The sequence below is a fragment of the Testudinibacter sp. P17/SS/0325 genome, from assembly GCF_053570765.1.
In genome coordinates, this window is record NZ_CM131635.1 from 1042547 (window position 1) to 1062785 (window position 20239).

General features: G+C 50.7%; 17 protein-coding genes. 11 read left to right on the forward strand and 6 right to left on the reverse strand.

The window, feature by feature from the left end:
* Window positions 1-23 precede the first annotated feature (23 nt).
* Window positions 24-1328: a phosphoribosylamine--glycine ligase gene (gene purD / locus ACWA50_RS04985; protein ID WP_431054200.1), complete on the forward strand. Its 1305-nt coding sequence runs from the start codon at window positions 24-26 to the stop codon at window positions 1326-1328.
* A gap of 148 nt (window positions 1329-1476) precedes the next feature.
* A complete protein-coding gene (gene glyA, locus ACWA50_RS04990; protein WP_431054201.1) occupies window positions 1477-2730 on the forward strand; it encodes a serine hydroxymethyltransferase in 1254 nt (417 codons plus the stop codon).
* 106 nt (window positions 2731-2836) lie between these two features.
* Here glyA and nhaA read toward each other — a convergent pair whose 3' ends face one another.
* Window positions 2837-4009: a Na+/H+ antiporter NhaA gene (gene nhaA / locus ACWA50_RS04995; RefSeq protein WP_431054202.1), complete on the reverse strand. Its 1173-nt coding sequence runs from the start codon at window positions 4007-4009 to the stop codon at window positions 2837-2839.
* A gap of 277 nt (window positions 4010-4286) precedes the next feature.
* Between nhaA and ACWA50_RS05000 the strand changes: the two genes are divergently transcribed.
* Genes ACWA50_RS05000 through ACWA50_RS05010 form a run of 3 tightly spaced genes read left to right on the forward strand, consistent with a single transcriptional unit; the run spans window position 4287 to window position 7781 of the window.
* The gene (locus ACWA50_RS05000; RefSeq protein ID WP_431054203.1) at window positions 4287-5309 is read left to right on the forward strand and encodes a TAXI family TRAP transporter solute-binding subunit; all 1023 of its coding nucleotides are present in this window, start codon (window positions 4287-4289) and stop codon (window positions 5307-5309) included.
* A 14-nt stretch (window positions 5310-5323) separates the two neighbouring features.
* Window positions 5324-5803 carry a DUF1850 domain-containing protein gene (locus ACWA50_RS05005; protein WP_431054204.1) on the forward strand — a complete coding sequence of 160 codons (480 nt, stop codon included), beginning with the start codon at window positions 5324-5326 and terminating at the stop codon, window positions 5801-5803.
* On the forward strand, window positions 5787-7781 hold the full coding sequence (locus ACWA50_RS05010; RefSeq protein ID WP_431054205.1) for a TRAP transporter permease: 1995 nt from the start codon (window positions 5787-5789) through the stop codon (window positions 7779-7781). The genes ACWA50_RS05005 and ACWA50_RS05010 overlap by 17 nt, the downstream gene beginning before the upstream one ends.
* A gap of 117 nt (window positions 7782-7898) precedes the next feature.
* Here the strand turns inward: ACWA50_RS05010 and ACWA50_RS05015 are convergent, their stop codons facing one another.
* The 4 genes from ACWA50_RS05015 to ACWA50_RS05030 all read right to left on the reverse strand — a co-directional run bounded on the left by ACWA50_RS05015 (window position 7899) and on the right by ACWA50_RS05030 (window position 12511).
* Entirely contained in the window at window positions 7899-9077 is a 1179-nt protein-coding gene (locus ACWA50_RS05015) for an iron-containing alcohol dehydrogenase (RefSeq protein WP_431054206.1), read from the reverse strand.
* A 360-nt stretch (window positions 9078-9437) separates the two neighbouring features.
* Window positions 9438-10454, reverse strand: coding sequence for an AI-2E family transporter (locus ACWA50_RS05020; protein ID WP_431054207.1), 1017 nt, complete (start codon window positions 10452-10454; stop codon window positions 9438-9440).
* A 141-nt stretch (window positions 10455-10595) separates the two neighbouring features.
* Window positions 10596-11933: an FAD-dependent oxidoreductase gene (locus ACWA50_RS05025; RefSeq protein ID WP_431054208.1), complete on the reverse strand. Its 1338-nt coding sequence runs from the start codon at window positions 11931-11933 to the stop codon at window positions 10596-10598.
* Between the two features lie 230 nt (window positions 11934-12163).
* Complete coding sequence (locus ACWA50_RS05030) at window positions 12164-12511, reverse strand: MmcQ/YjbR family DNA-binding protein (protein ID WP_431054209.1); 348 nt, start codon at window positions 12509-12511, stop codon at window positions 12164-12166.
* Window positions 12512-12703: 192 nt separating this feature from the next.
* Between ACWA50_RS05030 and rfaD the strand changes: the two genes are divergently transcribed.
* The 6 genes from rfaD to cfa all read left to right on the forward strand — a co-directional run bounded on the left by rfaD (window position 12704) and on the right by cfa (window position 18958).
* Window positions 12704-13630 carry an ADP-glyceromanno-heptose 6-epimerase gene (gene rfaD / locus ACWA50_RS05035; protein ID WP_431054210.1) on the forward strand — a complete coding sequence of 309 codons (927 nt, stop codon included), beginning with the start codon at window positions 12704-12706 and terminating at the stop codon, window positions 13628-13630.
* Window positions 13631-13658: 28 nt separating this feature from the next.
* On the forward strand, window positions 13659-14702 hold the full coding sequence (gene waaF, locus ACWA50_RS05040) for a lipopolysaccharide heptosyltransferase II (RefSeq protein WP_431054211.1): 1044 nt from the start codon (window positions 13659-13661) through the stop codon (window positions 14700-14702).
* Between the two features lie 10 nt (window positions 14703-14712).
* Window positions 14713-15678: a lipopolysaccharide heptosyltransferase RfaC gene (gene rfaC, locus ACWA50_RS05045; protein WP_431054212.1), complete on the forward strand. Its 966-nt coding sequence runs from the start codon at window positions 14713-14715 to the stop codon at window positions 15676-15678.
* Window positions 15679-15752: 74 nt separating this feature from the next.
* Complete coding sequence (gene hslV / locus ACWA50_RS05050; RefSeq protein ID WP_431054213.1) at window positions 15753-16277, forward strand: ATP-dependent protease subunit HslV; 525 nt, start codon at window positions 15753-15755, stop codon at window positions 16275-16277.
* An 18-nt stretch (window positions 16278-16295) separates the two neighbouring features.
* Entirely contained in the window at window positions 16296-17627 is a 1332-nt protein-coding gene (hslU, locus tag ACWA50_RS05055; protein WP_431054214.1) for an HslU--HslV peptidase ATPase subunit, read from the forward strand.
* 200 nt (window positions 17628-17827) lie between these two features.
* Complete coding sequence (gene cfa / locus ACWA50_RS05060) at window positions 17828-18958, forward strand: cyclopropane fatty acyl phospholipid synthase (protein ID WP_431054215.1); 1131 nt, start codon at window positions 17828-17830, stop codon at window positions 18956-18958.
* A 42-nt stretch (window positions 18959-19000) separates the two neighbouring features.
* Here cfa and ACWA50_RS05065 read toward each other — a convergent pair whose 3' ends face one another.
* A complete protein-coding gene (locus ACWA50_RS05065; protein WP_431054216.1) occupies window positions 19001-20239 on the reverse strand; it encodes a heme biosynthesis HemY N-terminal domain-containing protein in 1239 nt (412 codons plus the stop codon).

Here is a 20239-nt window from a genome sequence, read left to right on the forward strand (position 1 = left end):
CATAAGTAGCGTAAGGATCTCAAATGAATATTTTAATTATCGGCAATGGCGGACGTGAACACGCTTTGGCTTGGAAAGTGGCGCAATCGCCGTTGGCGGACAAAGTCTTTGTTGCGCCGGGCAATGCCGGCACCGCACTTGAGGCGAAAGTGGAAAATGTCAGCATTGCCGCCACCGATTTGGCGGCGTTGGTGGAGTTTGCCCAGAAAAACGAAATCGGTTTGACCATTGTCGGACCGGAAGCGCCGTTGGTAATCGGCGTGGTGGACGCATTCCGTGCCGCCGGTTTGAAAATATTCGGCCCGACCCAAGCGGCGGCGCAGTTGGAAGGTTCAAAAGCCTTCACCAAAGATTTCTTGGCGCGTCAGCAAATCCCGACCGCGGAATATCAAAACTTCACCGAAGTCGAACCGGCACTGGCTTATCTGCGCGAAAAAGGCGCGCCGATTGTGATTAAAGCCGACGGTTTGGCGGCAGGCAAAGGCGTGATCGTGGCGATGACTTTGGCAGAAGCCGAAAGTGCGGTGCAGGATATGTTGGCGGGCAATGCCTTTGGTGACGCCGGACACCGTATCGTGATCGAAGAGTTTTTAGACGGCGAAGAAGCCAGTTTTATCGTGATGGTGGACGGCAAAAACGTTGAACCGATGGCGACCAGTCAGGATCACAAACGGGTCGGCGAAAACGACAGCGGTTTAAATACCGGCGGCATGGGCGCGTATTCGCCGGCGCCGGTGGTCACGCCTGAGATTCACCAACGGATTATGCAAGACGTGATTTACCCGACCGTGAACGGTATGGCGGCGGAAGGCAACACGTACACCGGTTTTTTGTACGCCGGTTTGATGATTATGCCGAACGGGCAACCGAAAGTGATTGAGTTCAACTGCCGCTTCGGCGATCCGGAAACGCAACCGATTATGATGCGCTTGCAATCGGACTTGGTCGAACTGTGCTTGGCGGCGTGCGGCGGCAAACTGGATCAAGTGCGGTCTGAATGGTGTGCGCAAGCGGCATTAGGTATCGTGTTGGCGGCGGAAGGTTACCCGGGCGATTACCGCAAAGGCGATGTGATCAGCGGCATTCCGTCTAGTAGCATAGGGCAAAGCGCACTTGCCGGACAAAAAGTGTTCTTGGCAGGGGTGGAGCAAAAAGGCGATCAACTGGTCAGCAACGGCGGACGGGTGTTGTGCGTCACCGCACTTGGCGATACGGTGGCAGCCGCGCAGCAACAGGCGCTGCAACTGGCGGAACAAGTGCAATGGCAAGGGCGTTTCTACCGCCGCGATATCGGTTATCGTGCGGTGGCGCGTGAGCAAGCCAAGTAGCGGTTAAAAAACAAAGTGCGGTATGAAAATTTTTCATTCCAAACACAAAATAAACGACAACGATTAATCAAAAAAACAGTGTATGGTTGGTGAAAAAAACCGTACACTACAGACAAGTTATTTACCACCTAAAATGAGGAATTGAGCAATGTTAAGACGTGATATGAATATCGCCGATTATGATCCGGTGTTATGGCAAGCAATACAAGACGAAGATCGCCGCCAAGATGAGCATATCGAGCTGATCGCATCGGAAAACTATGCCAGCCCGCGTGTGATGGAAGCGCAAGGTTCGCAATTGACCAACAAATATGCCGAAGGCTATCCGGGCAAACGTTATTACGGTGGTTGCGAATACGTTGATATTATCGAACAACTGGCGATTGACCGCGCCAAAGCGCTGTTCGGTGCAGATTATGCCAACGTACAACCGCACTCCGGTTCGCAAGCCAATGCGGCAGTCTATATGGCATTGTTAAATCCGGGCGACACCATTTTAGGCATGAGCTTGGCACACGGCGGACACTTGACCCACGGCGCAACCGTCAGCTTCTCCGGTAAAATTTATAAAGCGGAACAATACGGTATCACCGATGAAGGCTTTATCGACTACGACGCCTTGCGTGCGCAAGCGTTGGCGGTGAAACCAAAAATGATTGTCGGCGGCTTCTCTGCCTATTCGCAAGTGGTCGATTGGAAAAAAATGCGTGAAATCGCCGATGAAGTCGGGGCATATCTGTTTGTCGATATGGCGCACGTTGCCGGTTTGATCGCGGCGGGCGTTTACCCAAGCCCGATGGAACACGCCCATGTTGTTACCACCACCACCCACAAAACCCTTGCCGGGCCGCGCGGCGGCTTGATTTTGGTGAAGGGCGGCGACGAAGAACTGTATAAAAAACTGAATAGTGCGGTGTTCCCTGCCGGACAAGGCGGTCCATTGGTGCATGTGATTGCGGCGAAAGCGGTCTGCTTTAAAGAAGCGATGGAGCCGGAATTCAAAACCTTCCAACAACAAGTAGTGAAAAACGCACAAGCGATGGTCGAGGTGTTCAAACAGCGCGGTTTCAATATCGTGTCCAACGGCACTGAAAATCATTTATTCTTGGTGGATTTGGTGAATAAAGGTTTAACCGGCAAAGCGGCGGACGCTGCGTTGGGGCGCGCGAATATCACGGTCAATAAAAACGCCGTACCGAACGATCCGAAAAGCCCGTTTGTGACTTCCGGTATCCGTGTCGGCACACCGGCAATCACGCGCCGCGGCTTCAAAGAAGCGGAAGCGAAAGAACTTGCCGGTTGGATGTGTGATGTATTGGATAACATTGAGGACGAAGCAGTCATCGAGGCAGTGAAACAGAAAGCGATTGCAATCTGCAAACGTTTTCCGGTTTATGCGTAGTATTTGACGATTGGTAACGCTATTTAATCGCAACGTCGGGGCGGCTATATAATCCGCCCCGACTTTTTTATCGCATAACTTGTCGGCGAACCGCACTTGGGCAATATTATGCCGTTTGTTGGTGGCGGGTGCTGGCGCGCAGCAATAATAAGCCTAATACGGCGGAAACCGTTGAGCCGAGTAAAATGCCGATACGTGAAAGGGTGTTGATACTTTCGCCGGCGCTTTCAAACGCCAAACCGGACAAGAACATCGACATGGTAAAACCAATTCCGCACAGCACCGAGACCGCAAAGATATGTTTTAACGTGACCAATAACGGCAAACGTGCGATTTTCAGTTTCACCGCAATAAAGCAGAAACTGAATACGCCTAACGGTTTGCCAATCAGCAGTCCGAGCATAATCCCTAACGGTAACGCGCCGCTTAACATTTCAATATCGACGCCTTTCAACGGTACGCCGGCATTGGCAAAGGCGAAAATCGGCAGGATAAAAAACGCTGACCACGGATTGAGCGCATGCTCCAGACTTTCCAGCGGGCTGCTGCCGTCACGGGCGGTGATCGGAATGGAAAAACCGAGGATGACGCCGGCCAAGGTAGCGTGGACGCCGGATTTCAACACACAGACCCATAACACCATGCCGACGAACAGGTAGGCACATAGCGCACTGATCCGCATGCGATTCATAATAATCAGGGTGATAATCGACAAGCCGGCACCGATCATCGCTTCGATACTTAGCCCGTGCGCGAAGAACAGGGCGATGACGATAATTGCACCTAAGTCGTCGATGATCGCCAACGCCAATAAAAAGATTTTTAAGGGTAGCGGAACCCGTTTGCCGAGCAGTGCCATAATTCCGAGGGCGAAGGCGATATCGGTCGCCATTGGGATCGCCCAACCTTCCATCGCGATCGGATCGCCATAGTTAAAGAAGGTAAACACCAACGCCGGCACTACCATGCCGCCAATCGCCGCCAACACCGGCAGAATCGCTTGTTGATAGGTGGAAAGCGAGCCGATCATGATTTCCCGCTTCACTTCTAAACCGACCAAGACAAAAAATACCGCCATTAAACCGTCGTTAACCCACAACAGAAACGGTTTGGCAATGCCCTGTTCGCCGAATTGCACAACCACCGGCGTATTTAACAATTCAAAATAGTATGGCGAAAGAAAACTGTTGGCAAAGATCAGGGCCAGTGTGGATGTTGCCAGCAGCGTGATCCCGCCGGAAGATTCAAGCTTTAAAAATTTTCCGATAAATGAACGCATAAAGTTCCTTATAGTTGTTATGTCATACGGTAAGCATAGGATATAACAGCCGTTGTCATGATTAAAGTAAAAACGGAATATCCCTTGTCTTTTTTAGCGATTACGCCAAATGAAGTCGGATTTTTCAATTTAAGCCCATTTAGCGATTGACAGCCAATAGCCGAGCTATTATTGTCAATACGTTGCATATTTGTGAACAGGTGCTGTTTTACGCAACAAGACGCCTGATTCGGGCAAGTTATTGATCGGTTTTTTATTGCTTCTAAAGGAGAGAGTTATGAAAAAAATGAAAGCGTCAGCAGTGGCGGTTGCCACCGCATTATTCGCCGTATTGATCAGCGGATGTGATGATAACAGTTCGACCACATCCGCGCCGGCTGCTGCTTCATCGCCGGCCGCCGCTCCTGAAACTGCCGGCGTACAAAGCCGCTTCGTCACGATTGCCACCGGCGGTGCTTCCGGTCCGTATAATATTATCGCGACGACGTTGGCGGAAATTTATACCAAAGAGTTGAAAACCAATTCCAAAACGCAAACCACCGGCGCCTCGGTTGAAAACCTGAATTTATTGAACCAGAAAAAAGTGGAAATGGCATTCTTAATGAGTGATGTCTTGAGCGACGCGGTGAACGGAGTCGGTAACTTCCCGCATAAAATCGAGAATGTCAATGAAGTGGCGGCACTCTATCCGAACTACGTGCAGATCGTGACCTCTAAACGCACCGGGATCACCACCATCACCGATCTGAAAGGGCGCCGTGTTGCAACCGGGGCGCAGAATTCCGGGGTGGAAGTGAATGCGCGTAATTTGTTGCAAGGTTTCGGTATCAGCTATAACGATATCAGCGTCGATTATCTGGGCTATGCCGAAGCGGCGGACGCGCTGAAATCCGGTAAGATTGACGCGGCATTCCTGACCAGCGGTTTGCCAAATTCATCGTTGATGGAGTTGCAACAAGGCTTTGACCTGCAAATCGTCAGCATTCCGGCGGACGGGATTGCCGCTATCGCCAAAGACAAACCCTATTTTAACGCGATGGAGATCCCGGCGGGCACCTACGGCAATGCCGATCCGGTTCCAACCGCGGCGATTAAAAATGCGCTGGCAGTGCGTTCCGATTTGAGCGAAAACGATGTTTATTTGCTGACCAAAACCTTCTTCGACAGTTTGCCGCAATTGCAAACCGCCCATCAGGCAGCCAAAGACATCAATCTCGAAAGCGCACAACAAGGCTTGGTTGCGCCGTTACATCCGGGCGCCAAAAAATATTATGACGAAATGAACGCCAAAGCCAAATAAAGGCGGCGCGTATCATGACAAAAACAGGCAAGTGGCTGCTGGGAAGCGTTCTGCTGACCGCACTTGCCTGTCTATTTCCGCTTAAGCTGTTTGTTATTCAGTTCGGTGAGCATAGGTGCTATTTGTATGCACAACAATTTGAATTGCGTTGGCGTCATTCGGTGGAGCGCCAGTTGTGGCGCGAACATTACCGGCGTGACGGTGACGCGATATTACTCGATCAAACTTGGTTACAAACCTTTGGTGCCGGCACGCCGTCACAGGGCACACCGATTGCGGCACCGCCGGGCTATGTCGGCTACCGGCAGCGGATTCGGCTGGCGGAAATCAATTGGGTGGTATCGCGCAATATGCAGGGCGAATTAAGCACGCCGCAAGTGCGGATACCGTTTTATCAAGTTGTGCCGGACTATAGCGACGTTCGGATCAAACCTTCTCGGACAGCGTTGATGGTTTTTTTATGGGAGAAATCGTGCCATGACTGGGCAAGTTAATCAGGGTTCATCAGGCTTGGGAAGCAAAGAACAGGGTATTCTGGAAAAATATGACCGCGAGTCGGTCACCCGCCGGTTAAAGTGCGGTTGGCAAAAACGGCTGATCAGCGTGATTGCCGTGTTTTATTCATTGTTCCATTTATATATTACCTTTTATCCGTTACCAACCCTGTTACAACGCTCAATCCATGTGGCGGTCGGTTGTGCGTTGATCTTTTTGATTTATCCGGCGGGTAAAAAAAGCCGCCGCGATCAAATTGTATGGTATGAATGGCTGTGGCTTGCCGCCGCGTTGGCAGGGGCGGCTTATTTAATGTACCAATATCAGGCGATTATGACGGTGCGCGGCGGTATCCCGAATAGCGAAGATATTGTGTTGGCAATTATCAGCGTAGTGGTTGTGTTGGAAGCGGCGCGACGGATTACCGGTTGGGTGCTGGTGCTTTTCGCCTTGCTATTCCTGTTGTATCCGTTTATCAGTTCGATGGAATTTATGCCGGATCGGCTGCTGACCCGTCCGTATGACATCGGCGATATTTTCGGACAGTTATATTTGAAAACCGAAGGCTTATATTCTTCCGCCACCGGTGCCTCAGTGACCTTTATTTTCCTGTTTATCCTGTTCGGCGCGTTTTTGGGCAAATCGGGCATGGGGCAGCTGTTCAATGATTTGGCGCTGGCGATTGCCGGTGACAAACAGGGTGGGCCGGCGAAAGTGGCGGTGATTTCCAGCGGCTTTATGGGCAGTATCAACGGCGCGGCGGTCGCGAATGTGGTCAGCACCGGCGCGTTTACTATTCCATTAATGAAAAAAATCGGCTATCACAAAAACTTTGCCGGCGCGGTGGAGGCCAGTGCCTCGGTCGGCGGACAAATTCTGCCGCCGATTATGGGCGCCAGTGCGTTTATTATGGCGGAAACCACCGGTGTCAGCTACGGTACGATTGCGTTGGCGGCTTTATTCCCGGCGATTTTGTATTATCTCGGTGTGATTGCGCAAGTCCACTTCCGTGCCGGTAAGCGTAACCTGAAAGGCATTTCCCGCGACCAACTGCCGCAACTGAAAGCGGTGATGAAAGCACGCGGGCATATGCTGCTGCCGATTGCGGCACTGGTTTATTTTCTGATTCAATCGGTGCCGATCGGGTATGCGGCGACTTACACCATCGGGATTACGGTATTGATTAGCCAATTACGCCAAGAAACCAGGATGGGACTGAAAGATATCTGGGCGGCGTTGGAAGACGGCGCGCGGCAGGCATTGCCGGTGATGGCGGCGTGTGCGGTGGTCGGTATTGTGATCGGCGTGGTGAACCTGACCAGTTTCGGTACGGTGATGACCTCCTCGATTGTGACCTTAGGCGCCGGTTCGTTATTGCTGACCCTGATTTTGACCATGTTGGCGTCGATGGTGCTGGGCATGGGCTTACCGTCGATTCCGGCGTATATCATCACCGCCACCATGGCGGCACCTGCCTTGGCGACGTTTGATGTGCCGGTGTTAGTGGCGCATATGTTCGTATTCTATTTCGGTATCTTCGCCAATATCACGCCGCCGGTTGCCTTAGCGGCGTTTGCCGGGGCGGGCATTGCCGGCGGCGATCCGATGAAAACCGGTTGGCAATCGTTACGCTTGGCATTGGCGGGCTTTATCGTGCCGTTTATGTTTGTGTATAACCCGAACATGCTGATGATTGATGTCAGCGATGTTGCGGTGACGGCGCGGACTTTCCCGTTGCCGGATATTTGGGTGATCATCAGTGTGGCGGTGACGGCGACCATCGGCGTGTTGGGCTTATCGGCGGCGGTTGAAGGTTATTTCAAACACACCTTTGCCGCTTGGCAGCGCGTGATTCTGGCGATCGGCTCGTTAATGCTAATCGTACCGGAGCATATCACCGATTTGGTCGGTATCGTGATTGTCGGCGCTATGGTGTGGTTGAACTACCGCCAAACCTCACATTCTGCTGAAGCATAGTGCGTAAAGTGCGGTTTTGCTAGCGCACGTTGTTGCGATTTGTCGCTAACATATGGCTTGTTACCGCACTTTGCTGCGATTTTGATCTGACCCCAAAGTGCGGTTTGATTCGGAGACTTACAGTGCCATTTGGTAAATGCGATACATATCCGCTTCGCGCAACACTTTGGCGGAGCCCATTTTGCCGTTAACGGCAAGGCTGCATTGTTTTGCCATCTGCTGCAATTGTTCGTCGCTTGGCGTAATGCCCAATTCGCGCAGTGAGGTCGGCATGGCAATGCTGCGGTAAAACGCTTCCATCGCTTCAATCCCTTTCAGCGCAATCTCTTGCTCACTGCCGTCTGCACTTACGCCCATGACGTTTAGCGCAAAACGCACGAACGGTGCAAGGCAATCTTGATAGACATAACGCGCCCAGCTTCCCCAAATTGCCGCCAAGCCAGCACCGTGTGCCACATCGAACATGCCGCCGACTTCGTGTTCCAACATATGGGTCGCCCAATCTCCGCCGCCGTTGCCGCAACCGGTCAAGTCGTTGTGCGCCAAGCTGCCAGCCCACATGATTTCGGCACGGGCGGAATAATCATTCGGGTTGCCATGCAGGATTTGTGCGTTGCGCATTACGGTGCGCAGCAAGGCTTCGGCAATGCTGGTGGTGATTTCCATACTGCCGTTGGCGGTGAAATAGCGCTCCATGGTGTGCATTAAAATATCAACGCAGCCGCTGGCGGTTTGGTAATCAGGCAACGTGAGGGTCAATTCGGGATTCATGACGGCGAATTTCGGACGGGATAAATCGTCGTCATAAGCGCGTTTGATTCCGACCTCGTCTTTTGTGATCACCGAACCGCCGCTCATTTCGCTGCCGGCAGCGGCAATGGTTAACACCACGCCAAGCGGCAAGCAGGCGCTTGCTTTACGGCTGTGTTCAAATAAATCCCACACATCGCCGTCTTCCGCCGCGCCGTAGCCGATGGCCTTGGCGGAGTCAATTACACTGCCGCCGCCGACTGCCAGAATAAAATCCACCTGTTCGCGACGGCAAAGTTCGATTCCTTGATAAACTAATGACAAGCGCGGGTTCGGCACCACACCGCCGAGTTCTACGCTTGCGATCCCTGCCGCCGCCAAGGCGTTTTTCACTCGCGCCAACAGCCCGGAACGAATCACGCTGCCGCTGCCGTAATGCAGCAAGACTTTTTTGGCGTTGAGCGATTGGACTAAATCGCCGACCTGATTTTCGCTTTGTTTACCGAAAATCACTTTGGTTGGGGCGAAATAAGTGAAGTTGTTCATTTTGAGCTCCTGGTTATTATTAATAAATGGCTAGCTACCAGTATAAGTTCAGATGTTGTGGAGATAAATAGGTAATACAAGAAAATAGCGCCGGGCAAGTGATTTGGGGATCACTTGCCCGGCGGATTGGCTTGCGACGGGTTAAGCAAACAGATCGTTTAACCCTTTGGCAATGGTCGGGTGGGGAAGATTTGGTTTTTGAAGTAGCCCGCCGGGATCCGATGATCGATTGCCGCTTTGAATAAATTAATCAATTCAACAGCGCTCGTATCATGGCAAAAGAAGCAAACGGTGTACCAAAGCGGTGCGAAAAACGGCTTTTGTTATAGAAGGTAACATACGGCAAAGTGCGGTTTGCGCTTATAGCCAGTCTTGCTTTAACAATGCTTTTTTCAATTGGGCGTAGATAATCGGCGCGCTGATCAAGCCGGCAATCCCGAACGCGGCTTCCATGAATAACATTATGATCAGTAGTTCCCAAGCGGCGGCTTTGATTTTATGCCCGATAATATGCGCATTGAGAAAATATTCCAGTTTATGGATCACAATCAGCCAGCCTAATGACATCCCGGCGACGCTGAGCCCGTCGTTTAAGCTGATAATCACGATAAAGCCGTTGGAAATCAGGTTGCCGACCACCGGAATCAGCCCGGCAAAAAAGGTGAGCGCCACCAAGGTGCCGGACAACGGCAACGTCTTGCCGAGCAGGGGCAGCAGCACTAACAGGTAAAGTGCGGTCAGAAATGTGTTGAGAAGCGCAATCCGCACTTGTCCGAAAAATACATCGCTAAAGCCTTTCAATAAGTCGATAAACTGGAGGTGAATCGTGCGGGCAAGCGGTTTTGGGCTCAAGGGGGAAAACAACGGCAGCTGCACGGCGGCAATGGCACCGATGACGATTCCGGCAAGTATGTGTCCGACGCCGCGCAAAGTATGGATTCCCGCCAATTGCAGCGCTGCGGCATGGGATTTGAAGAAGTGCGACAGGCTTTGTTTCAGCGTATCCAGCGAGGCGGGAATATGCTCGGCAAGCCCGTGCGGCAGCGTGGCGTGCAGTTGATCCAGAATCGCCGCCGATCGCGCCATTAAGGCAGTTAAGGAATAGCGGTCGGTTTTGTCGTCCAACCAGTCGCTTAACAGAAACAACACGGCAATCAACGCGAAGCACAATAGCAAGGCGCCGATGAGTTCCGAATGGCGCAACCCATTGTGCCAACGGCGCAGTTGTCGGCTCAGGGCAGTGACGGCAGAGTAGCTGATCAAGGCGGCAAACAGCGCCGATGTCAGCTGCAGCCATAACACCGGCAGCCACATAATCAAGACGGCACTGATGGTCAGCAAAAAAGTATTGGCGGTTAATATCGCGTTATTACGCATGGTAAGCGGCTCATTTCGGCGGATCATGTGCTGATTTTACACCGTCACAGCCGATTTTTATAGCGTTTAAATTTTGCGCTCCGACGAAATGTCAGGCGGATGTATTGAATTGCTTCCGCCTGACAACCGACAGCATGACGGTCAAGCAAACAGATCGTTTAACCCTTCGGCAATGGTCGGGTGGGTGAAGATCTGGTTTTTGAAATAGCCCGCCGGGATCCGATGATCGATTGCGGCTTTGAATAAATTAATCAATTCATGTGCTTCGGCACAGAACAGCGTGACGCCGAGTATTTCATCACTCTCGTTATCAATAATCGCTTTCAGCAAACCGTCGGTTTGGTTTAAGACTTTGGCTTTCGGAATCGCTTCGGCTTTCAGGCGGGCGACACGGTAAGTACGTCCGGATTGTGCGGCTTGGCTTTCCGTCATCCCGATTTGTGCTAACGGCGGCTCGGTGAACACCGCGGTCGGGAATACCAGCCGATCTTGGGTGTGGCGTTTGCCTTCAGCCAATAATTGTTCGCGCACGATACGATAATCATCCAACGAAATATAGGTAAATTGCGGGCTGCCCGCCACATCGCCCATTGCCCAAATGTGCGGTTTAACCCGTAATTGGTTGTCGGTTTGGATAAATCCGCGTTCGCTGACGGCAATTCCGGCATTTTCCAAGCCCAAACCGTCGGTGTTCGGACGACGTCCAATCGCCACCAATACGGCGTCGGCGGTGAAATTTCCCTGCGAAGTCATCGCGTTGGTTCCGACCGCACTTTGCTCAAAGCGTTGCACCGCTGCGCCTAAGACGATTTCGACGCCACGCGATTTCAGGACGCGTGCCATTTCATCGGCGATATCGCGATCTTCCCGAGGCAGGAACGTATCGCCGACATCCACCACCGTGACGGCACTGCCGAATTGGCTATACATAAAGGCAAATTCCAATGCGATATAACCGGCGCCGATAATGATCAAACGTTGCGGGCGTTGGCTTAAGGATAAAATGCCGGTGCTGTCGTAAATGTGTTCGCCGTCGGCACCGGGAACATTCAGCGCAACCGGCTGGCTGCCGGTATTGATGAAAATACGTTCGGCATTGACGCGGAATTCGCCGTCCCGCCCTTGCAACAAAACGGTGTGTTCGTCGACAAAACGGGCTTTGGCGGTGATCACTTGCACATTATCCAAGCTGTCCAGTTTAGTGAAGTTAGCTGCGCGTAACTTAGCGATTAAACCGTTTTTGGCTTGCATAGCCTGTTGAAACGCCTGCTCTTTATCTTCAAGCGGCTGTTGGCGTTCGCCTTCGACCAACAGTTTTTTGGACGGAATACAACCGATATTGATACAAGTGCCGCCATACATCTGCTCGCTGGCTTCGACCAAAATGACTTTTTGCCCGTGTTGAGCCAAATCGGCGGCGAGGGTTTTTCCGGCTTTACCAAAACCGATGATTAAATTTTGAATGTCTAGTTGTTGCATATTGGGATCCTTCGGATGAGATTATTTCACTGAAAAACATGCTTTTAATATACACTGACGGAACGTATAACAAGCACCCATTATGCTCATAACTTACAGCAAAAATCTTATTTCTAGCGAAATTTTGTGGATGAGATCGCAAAAATGAACCGCACTTTGCGCCGGATTTTACTCTGCTTCAGATTGATATTCGACTTGATAAAATGCGGCTAATGCCTGTAATTGCGCACTTAACGGGTCAAACGATAGCTGTCGTCAATCAGCTCATAAATGGTTTGTTCTGCAACGCGATTCAGCACTACGCTGATCCAATGTTCCTTATTCATATGATAGGCGGGAAAAATACCGTTGATTGCGCGCAATGCCCCGACCAATTCCGGTTGCGCTTTCAAATTGATTACCTCCAGCCGTTCCTCACTATGCAAACCTAATTTATTTGCCTCCACCTTCATCAACAAACAAAACCATTTACGGTCGGCATGACGAAAAACCGCATAATCGGGATATTTCACCCAAGGATAATCGGGGGCGGCGCTGTATTGGGTGTTGATATAGTGAATCAGCTGTTCGGCGGTCATGTTTACTTTTCCTAAAATAAATAAGATAGCATATTATGTCGTAAAATGGGCTTGGACTATAGTAAGTGAGGCGGAAAATTGGCTTGGAAAGCCAGCCAAACCGCACTTTGCCTTTTTCTGCACAATCGCTTTTCACTTGCTCGCGATTTCTATTACAATAGCCTTAACTTTTTTGCAAATTAAGGAATTATTATGATTATCGTAACAGGTGGTGCAGGATTTATCGGTAGTAATATCGTGAAGGCGTTAAATGATCTCGGACGCAAGGATATTTTGGTGGTGGACAACCTCACCGACGGCACGAAATTCGCCAATTTGGTGGATTTGGACATCGCCGACTATTGCGATAAAGAGGATTTTATCGCCTCGATTATCGCCGGTGACGAATTCGGTGAGATCGAGGCGGTGTTCCACGAGGGCGCATGTTCCGCCACCACCGAATGGAACGGTAAATATGTGATGAGCAACAACTACGAATATTCGAAAGAGTTGTTGCATTATTGCTTGGATCGCCGCATTCCGTTTTTATACGCCTCTTCTGCCGCGACTTACGGCGACAAAACCGAATTCAAAGAACAGCGCGAGTTTGAAGGGCCGTTGAATGTGTATGGCTATTCCAAATTCCTGTTCGACCAATATGTGCGCGAAATCCTGCCGGAAGCGGAATCGCCGGTGTGCGGCTTCCGTTATTTTAATGTTTACGGCCCGCGCGAAAACCATAAAGGCAGCATGGCGAGCGTGGCATTTCATTTAAATAATCAAATTTTAAAAGGGGAAAATCCGAAACTGTTTGCCGGCAGCGAACATTTCCGCCGTGATTTCGTCTATGTCGGCGATGTGGCGCAGGTGAATATCTGGTGTTGGCAGCACGGTGTTTCAGGCATTTACAACTGTGGCACCGGCAATGCCGAATCGTTTGAAGAGGTCGCCAAAGCGGTGGTGAAATTCCATCAGCAAGGGCAAATCGAAACCATTCCGTTCCCGGAACATCTGAAAAGCCGTTATCAGGAATATACCCAAGCGGATTTAACCAATCTGCGCGCCACCGGCTATGATAAACCGTTCAAGACCGTTGCCGAAGGCGTGGCGGAATATATGGCATGGCTAAACAAAAAGTAGTAAGTAAAAGGTAAGTGAGCAGAGCGCAATGAGAATTTTGGTAATCGGACCGTCATGGGTCGGCGATATGATGATGTCGCACAGCTTATATCAGGTGTTGAAACAGCGCGATCCGCACTGTGTGATTGATGTGCTTGCGCCGAATTGGTGTCGTGCGCTGTTGTCGAGAATGCCCGAAGTCAACAAGGCGATTGCCATGCCCATCGGACACGGCAGCTTTGCTTTGGGCGAGCGTTACCGTTTGGGCAAATCGCTGCGCAAGCAATACGATCAGGCGATCATTCTGCCTAATTCGTTGAAATCGGCGTTTATTCCGTTGTTTGCCAAAATCCCGCAACGCCGTGGTTGGAAAGGCGAAAGCCGTTATTTTGTGCTCAATGACCTGCGCAGCAACAAACGGGATTACCCGTTGATGGTGCAGCGTTATACCGCACTTGCCTTCGAGAAAAGTGCGGTTCCGGCGGCTAGCGAATTGCCGATTCCGTATCCGTATTTAACGGTCGAGGCAGCGCAGCGCGATAAAACCTGCCACAAATTTGCCAAGCAGACCGCACTTGCCGACAACCGCCCGATTATCGGTTTTTGCCCAGGCGCGGAATTCGGACCGGCAAAACGCTGGCCGCATTACCATTACGCCAAACTGGCGGAATTGCTGATTGCGCAGGGCTACCAAATCCATATTTTCGGCTCAAGCAAAGACGATAGCGTTGCCGAACAGATCCGCAGCAGTCTGCCAACCGCACTTCAGCGCTACTGTATCAATCTTGCCGGGCAAACCCAGCTGGAAGAAGCAATTGATTTGATCTCTTGCTGTACGGCGGTAGTCAGCAATGATTCCGGCTTAATGCACATCGCCGCCGCCTTACAACGCCCGCTGGTCGCGCTCTACGGCCCGACCAGCCCGCAATACACGCCGCCGTTGAGCGACAAGGTGGAAATCATCCGCCTGATTGAAGGCGGCTTAATCAAAGTGCGCAAAGGCAGCGACAGCGCAGAGGGCTACCACCAAAGTTTGATTGATATTCAGCCGGAATTGGTGGTGGAAAAGCTGACCGCACTTTTAAAGCGATAAGGCAAAGCGCATGAAAATCTGCCTCGTCAAAACCTCCTCAATGGGCGATATTTTGCATACGCTACCGGCTTTAACCGACGCACAACGTGCGGTTGCCGATTTGCAGGTGGATTGGGTGGTGGAGGAAAACTTTGCCGAAATTCCACGCTGGCATTCGGCGGTGAATCGAGTGGTTCCGATTGCATTACGCCGTTGGCGTAAGCAGCCGTTGAGTGCGCAAACACAGGAGGAGTGGCGACAATACCGCACTTTGCTGCAACAACAGCAGTATGACGCGGTGATTGATGCGCAGGGGCTAGTGAAAAGTGCGGTTTTTGCCACACGGTTGGCGCATGGCACAAAACACGGTTATGACCGTCGGTCGATTCGCGAACCGCTGGCGAGTTTTTTCTATGATAAAACCTATACCATCAGCTATCAACAACATGCCGTCGAACGGATTCGCCAGTTGTTTGCCCACAGTTTAGGCTATGTGTTACCAAGTGAACAAGGCGATTACGGCATTGCCCGCCATTTCTTAACGCAAACAAACAACACAACGCCGTATCTCATTTTTATCCACTCAACTACGCGCGATGATAAGCACTGGTCAGAAAGCGCATGGCGCGAGCTGATAACCGCACTTGCGCCGTCCGGTTATCAAATCCAACTGCCGTGGGGCAACGAAAAAGAGCGGTCACGCGCCGAACGCTTGGCGCACGGTATTGATTATGTGCAGGTGCTGCCGAAAACCACGCTGTCGCAAATTGCGGAAAAAATTGCCCATGCGCAAGCGGTGGTTTCGGTCGATACCGGCTTGTCCCACCTCACCGCCGCGTTGGATAAACCCAACATTACCCTTTATGGTGCAAGCGATCCTAAACTGATCGGCAGTTACGGTAAAAACCAAACCGCACTGGCGGCGGAGAGTATGGATAAGATTGGACCACAACAGGTGCTACAAACCTTACTCCCACAACTCTCGTCTAAAAATTAAATCAACGGGTTGCTTGAAACCGCACTTTTTACCTCCATATAACCCACATTAACCCAATCAATGTGAGGTAATTTATGACCACGATAGTGAGCGTGCGCCGTGACGGGCAAGTTGTCGTCGGCGGCGACGGGCAGGTTTCGTTAGGCAATACGGTGATGAAAGGCAATGCGCGCAAGGTGCGCCGTTTGTATCATAATAAGGTGCTGGCGGGTTTTGCCGGCGGGACGGCGGACGCATTTACGCTGTTTGAATTGTTTGAACGCAAGTTGGAAATGCACCAGGGGCATTTGTTGAAAAGTGCGGTCGAGTTGGCGAAAGAGTGGCGTACCGACCGGGCGTTGCGCCGTTTGGAAGCGATGTTGATTGTCGCCGATGAAACCGAATCGCTGATTATCACCGGTAACGGCGATGTGGTGCAACCGGAGGACAATATTCTGGCCATCGGTTCCGGCGGCAACTATGCGATGTCGGCGGCGCGGGCGTTGTTGCAAAACACCGAGTTATCCGCGCGCGAAATCGTGGAAAAATCGCTGAAAATTGCCGGTGATATTTGCGTGTTCACCAATTTGAATCAAACCATCGAGCAGTTGCCCGAATAAACAAGATAAGGAAAAAATATGTCTGAGATGACTCCGCGCGAGATTGTATCCGAATTGGATCAACACATTATCGGTCAAAATGCTGCCAAAAGAGCGGTGGCGATTGCGCTGCGTAACCGCTGGCGCAGAATGCAGTTGAATGATACGCTGCGCCATGAAGTCACCCCGAAAAATATTCTGATGATCGGTCCGACCGGCGTGGGGAAAACCGAGATTGCCCGTCGTTTGGCGAAATTGGCGAATGCGCCGTTTATCAAAGTGGAAGCGACCAAATTCACCGAAGTCGGTTATGTCGGTAAGGAAGTGGATTCGATTATCCGTGACTTGACCGATGTGGCGATGAAATTGGTACGCCAAACCGAAATTGACAAAAACCGTTACCGTGCCGAAGAAATGGCGGAAGATCGCATTTTGGATATTCTGTTGCCGCCGGCGAAAAACAGTTGGGGCGCGGAAGAAGAAAGCGATAAACAGAGCGGCACGCGCCAAGTGTTCCGCAAAAAACTACGTGAAGGGCAGTTGGACGAAAAAGAGATTGAAATTGATGTGGCGGCGGCTTCGGTCGGCGTTGAAATCATGGCGCCTCCCGGCATGGAAGAGATGACCAATCAGTTGCAGTCGATGTTCCAAAATCTGTCGAGCGGGCAGACCAAAAAACGCAAGATGAAGATCAAAGATGCGTTGAAAATTCTGGTTGAAGACGAAGCGGCGAAATTGATTAATCCGGAAGAGTTGAAACAGAAAGCGATTGAAGCGACTGAGCAGCACGGAATCGTGTTTATCGACGAGATTGATAAAATCTGCAAACGCGGCGAAAGCTCCGGTCCGGATGTGTCGCGCGAAGGGGTGCAGCGGGATTTGTTGCCGTTGGTGGAGGGCAGTACGATTAACACCAAACACGGCATGGTGAAAACCGATCATATTCTGTTTATCGCCTCCGGGGCGTTCCAAGTGGCGCGTCCGTCGGATTTAATCCCTGAATTACAAGGGCGTTTGCCGATTCGGGTGGAATTGAGCGCGTTAAGCAGTAAAGATTTCGAGCGCATTTTGACGGAGCCGAATGCGTCTTTAACCGAGCAATATAAAGCGTTAATGGCGACCGAGGGCGTGAATGTGGATTTCACTGCGGATGCGGTGGCGAAAATCGCCGAAGCGGCTTTCCGCGTGAATGAAAAAACCGAAAACATCGGCGCACGCCGTTTGCACACCGTGTTGGAGCGTTTAATGGATAAAATCTCATTCGATGCCAGCGAAATGTCCGGTCAAAGCGTGACTATCGACGCGCAATATGTTGTTAGCGCACTGGGCGATATTGTCGAAGATGAAGATTTGAGCCGGTTTATTCTTTAATCAGCTCGAGATAAGCTGAGCGAAACGGTTTGTTAGTGATAACAAACCGTTTTTTTATGCGTTACTTTGCGCCTCTCTATTTTTGTTTGAATAAAAGCATATTCTTGGGCGATTTAGTTGATACTAAAGCGTGTTAATGAATGCTGTTTAAACTATATCATAAGATCTCTTTTACCCAGCCAGTCGATAAGGAAGTGAGCATGAGACGTCAAGATCGTAGTAAACAGATTGTTAGCCGTATTTTAGAACACGCCGGGATCACGGCGAATGGTTCCCAGCCCTATGATATTCAGATCGATAATCCCCAGACTTATGCCAGGGTGGTTCAATTTGGCTCCATCGGACTGGGGGAAAGTTATATGGACGGGTGGTGGCATTGTGAGCGGCTTGATCAGTTTTTTTATCAATTATTACGTAGCCACGCTGATCGTGTACTGCCTGCCAGTATTCCGGATGTGATTCATGCCCTGTTAATGCGCGGCACGAATATGCAGTCACGCCGGCGGGCTTGGATTGTAGGGCGTGAACATTATGATTTAGGCAATGATCTTTTTGAAAAGATGTTAGACGGCAATATGCAATATTCCTGCGGCTATTGGGCGAATGCCGCGGATTTAGAGCAGGCACAAGCGGCTAAGTTGCGCATGATTTGTGAAAAATTAGGCTTAAAAGCCGGAATGACCCTGCTGGATATCGGCTGCGGCTGGGGTGGCTTGGCAAAGTATGCCGCGGAGCACTATGGCGTTAAGGTGACCGGCGTCACGATTTCAAAGCAGCAGCAAATTCTGGCACAACAGCGTTGCCGAGGGCTGGATGTGGAGATTTTGTTGCAGGATTATCGCGATATACAACGGCAGTATGATCGGGTGGTCTCGGTGGGAATGTTTGAACACGTCGGGCCTAAAAATCATGCGGACTATTTTAAGATTGTCGCCCGTGCATTAAAGCAGGACGGCATTTTTTTGTTACATACGATCGGTTCGAATATCACGTCGAATAAAGTTGACGGCTGGATTAATAAATATATTTTTCCGAATGGCAATTTGCCGTCGGTACAACAGATTGCGCAAGCCGCAGAGCGACATTTGATTATGGAGGATTGGCATAATTTCGGCAGTGATTATGACAAGACGTTAATGGCATGGTACGAGAATTTCTGCCGGGCATGGCCATCATTGGCAGCGAGCGGAAAGTATGATGAGCGCTTCAAGCGCATGTTTACTTACTATCTGAATTGTTGTGCCGGCGCTTTCCGCGCCAGAGATATTCAATTATGGCAAGTGTTGTTTAGTCCGAACGGCGTGGAAGGGGGAATCAAGCGCTACTGCTGAGGTGATAAAAATCGGCCCCGCTGTGGACGGGGCTGAATAGGATTAGGCTTGTGTGATTGCCGCAGGCTGTTTGGTTCGAATCAATTGTTGGAAGCCCTTTTCGCGAATGCGTTGCGCCTCGATACTGTCGCCTAGCTGTTCATAAGCATAAGCGGCAACGGTATAGTCCTCCGCTTTTGCCGTCAGAGGGTGTTGCAACACCTTATCAAGGTATCTTTTGGCTTGTTGAAACTCGTTTTTGTGCAATACCAAGTAACCTAAGGCGCGGTTATAAGCGAGTTTGAGTTCTTCGTCATTGCTGGCGGCGAGTTGTTTTTCCAGTATCTTAACCAGCTTATTGTCACTGGTAAATTGCAAGTGCGGTAGCTGCTGCAACAGCGCCAAGCGTTCGGTTTTGCTTTCGACTTTTTTCACGGTTTCCAGTGCCAATTCGTAAGCGGATTCATGATCATTCGCCGCAATCAAGCGTGTTATCATCCCGGTTTTGGCATAGATATCATTGTGACGTTTACGGCTTTGTTCTTGCCACCAAGCCAACAGCCCGTCAACGCCTTCCTCGTTCAATTTTTCATCCTGTAAGCCGTCCTCGATTTGATGGCGTAATTGCAGCAGTTTTTCACGGCTGTAATTCAATTTATTTTCCACCCGACCGAATAACTCATCCAATGAGGCGTAAGCTTTGGATTGCAGGTAAATATCCACTGCCAAACGCAAGACTTCGGGATTATACGGAGCGAGCAGCAGTAGGCTGTCGATTGAGCTACGGGCGGCGGACAGTTTGCCTTGTTGCAGCAGGATACGGGTGCGTGACAATTCGACTACCAAATTATCGTTACCGGCAAGTTTGGTCGCTTCAATCAGGTATTTATTGGCGCTGAACTCATCGCCTTTTTGCTGTGCCGCTTCCGCCGCTTTGATGAAATTGAGCACCGGTTCGGTGGCGTGTTTGGCATTTTTGCCGATCAATTTTTCCGCTTTGGCGTAGTCGCCTTCGTCCATTTTGATCAAACCGGCAAGGGTTTGTTTTTCCGCTTTCAGGCGTTTGCGGCGGGAAAACCAGCCGTAGGTGCTTTTGTTCAGACTACAGAAGCGGGAAATTGCCGCTTGGATCAGATAGACCGCTGCCAGAGACAATACAAACAAAATCACCAAGGTCGGAATGGTCATTTCGATGTCATGATTGGCGGTCGAAATCAACACATAGCCTTGTTTGCCGGAAAGATAAGGTCCGGCAACCAAGCCTGCCAGCAAAATCAGCATTAAAAAGAGAACTTTAAACAT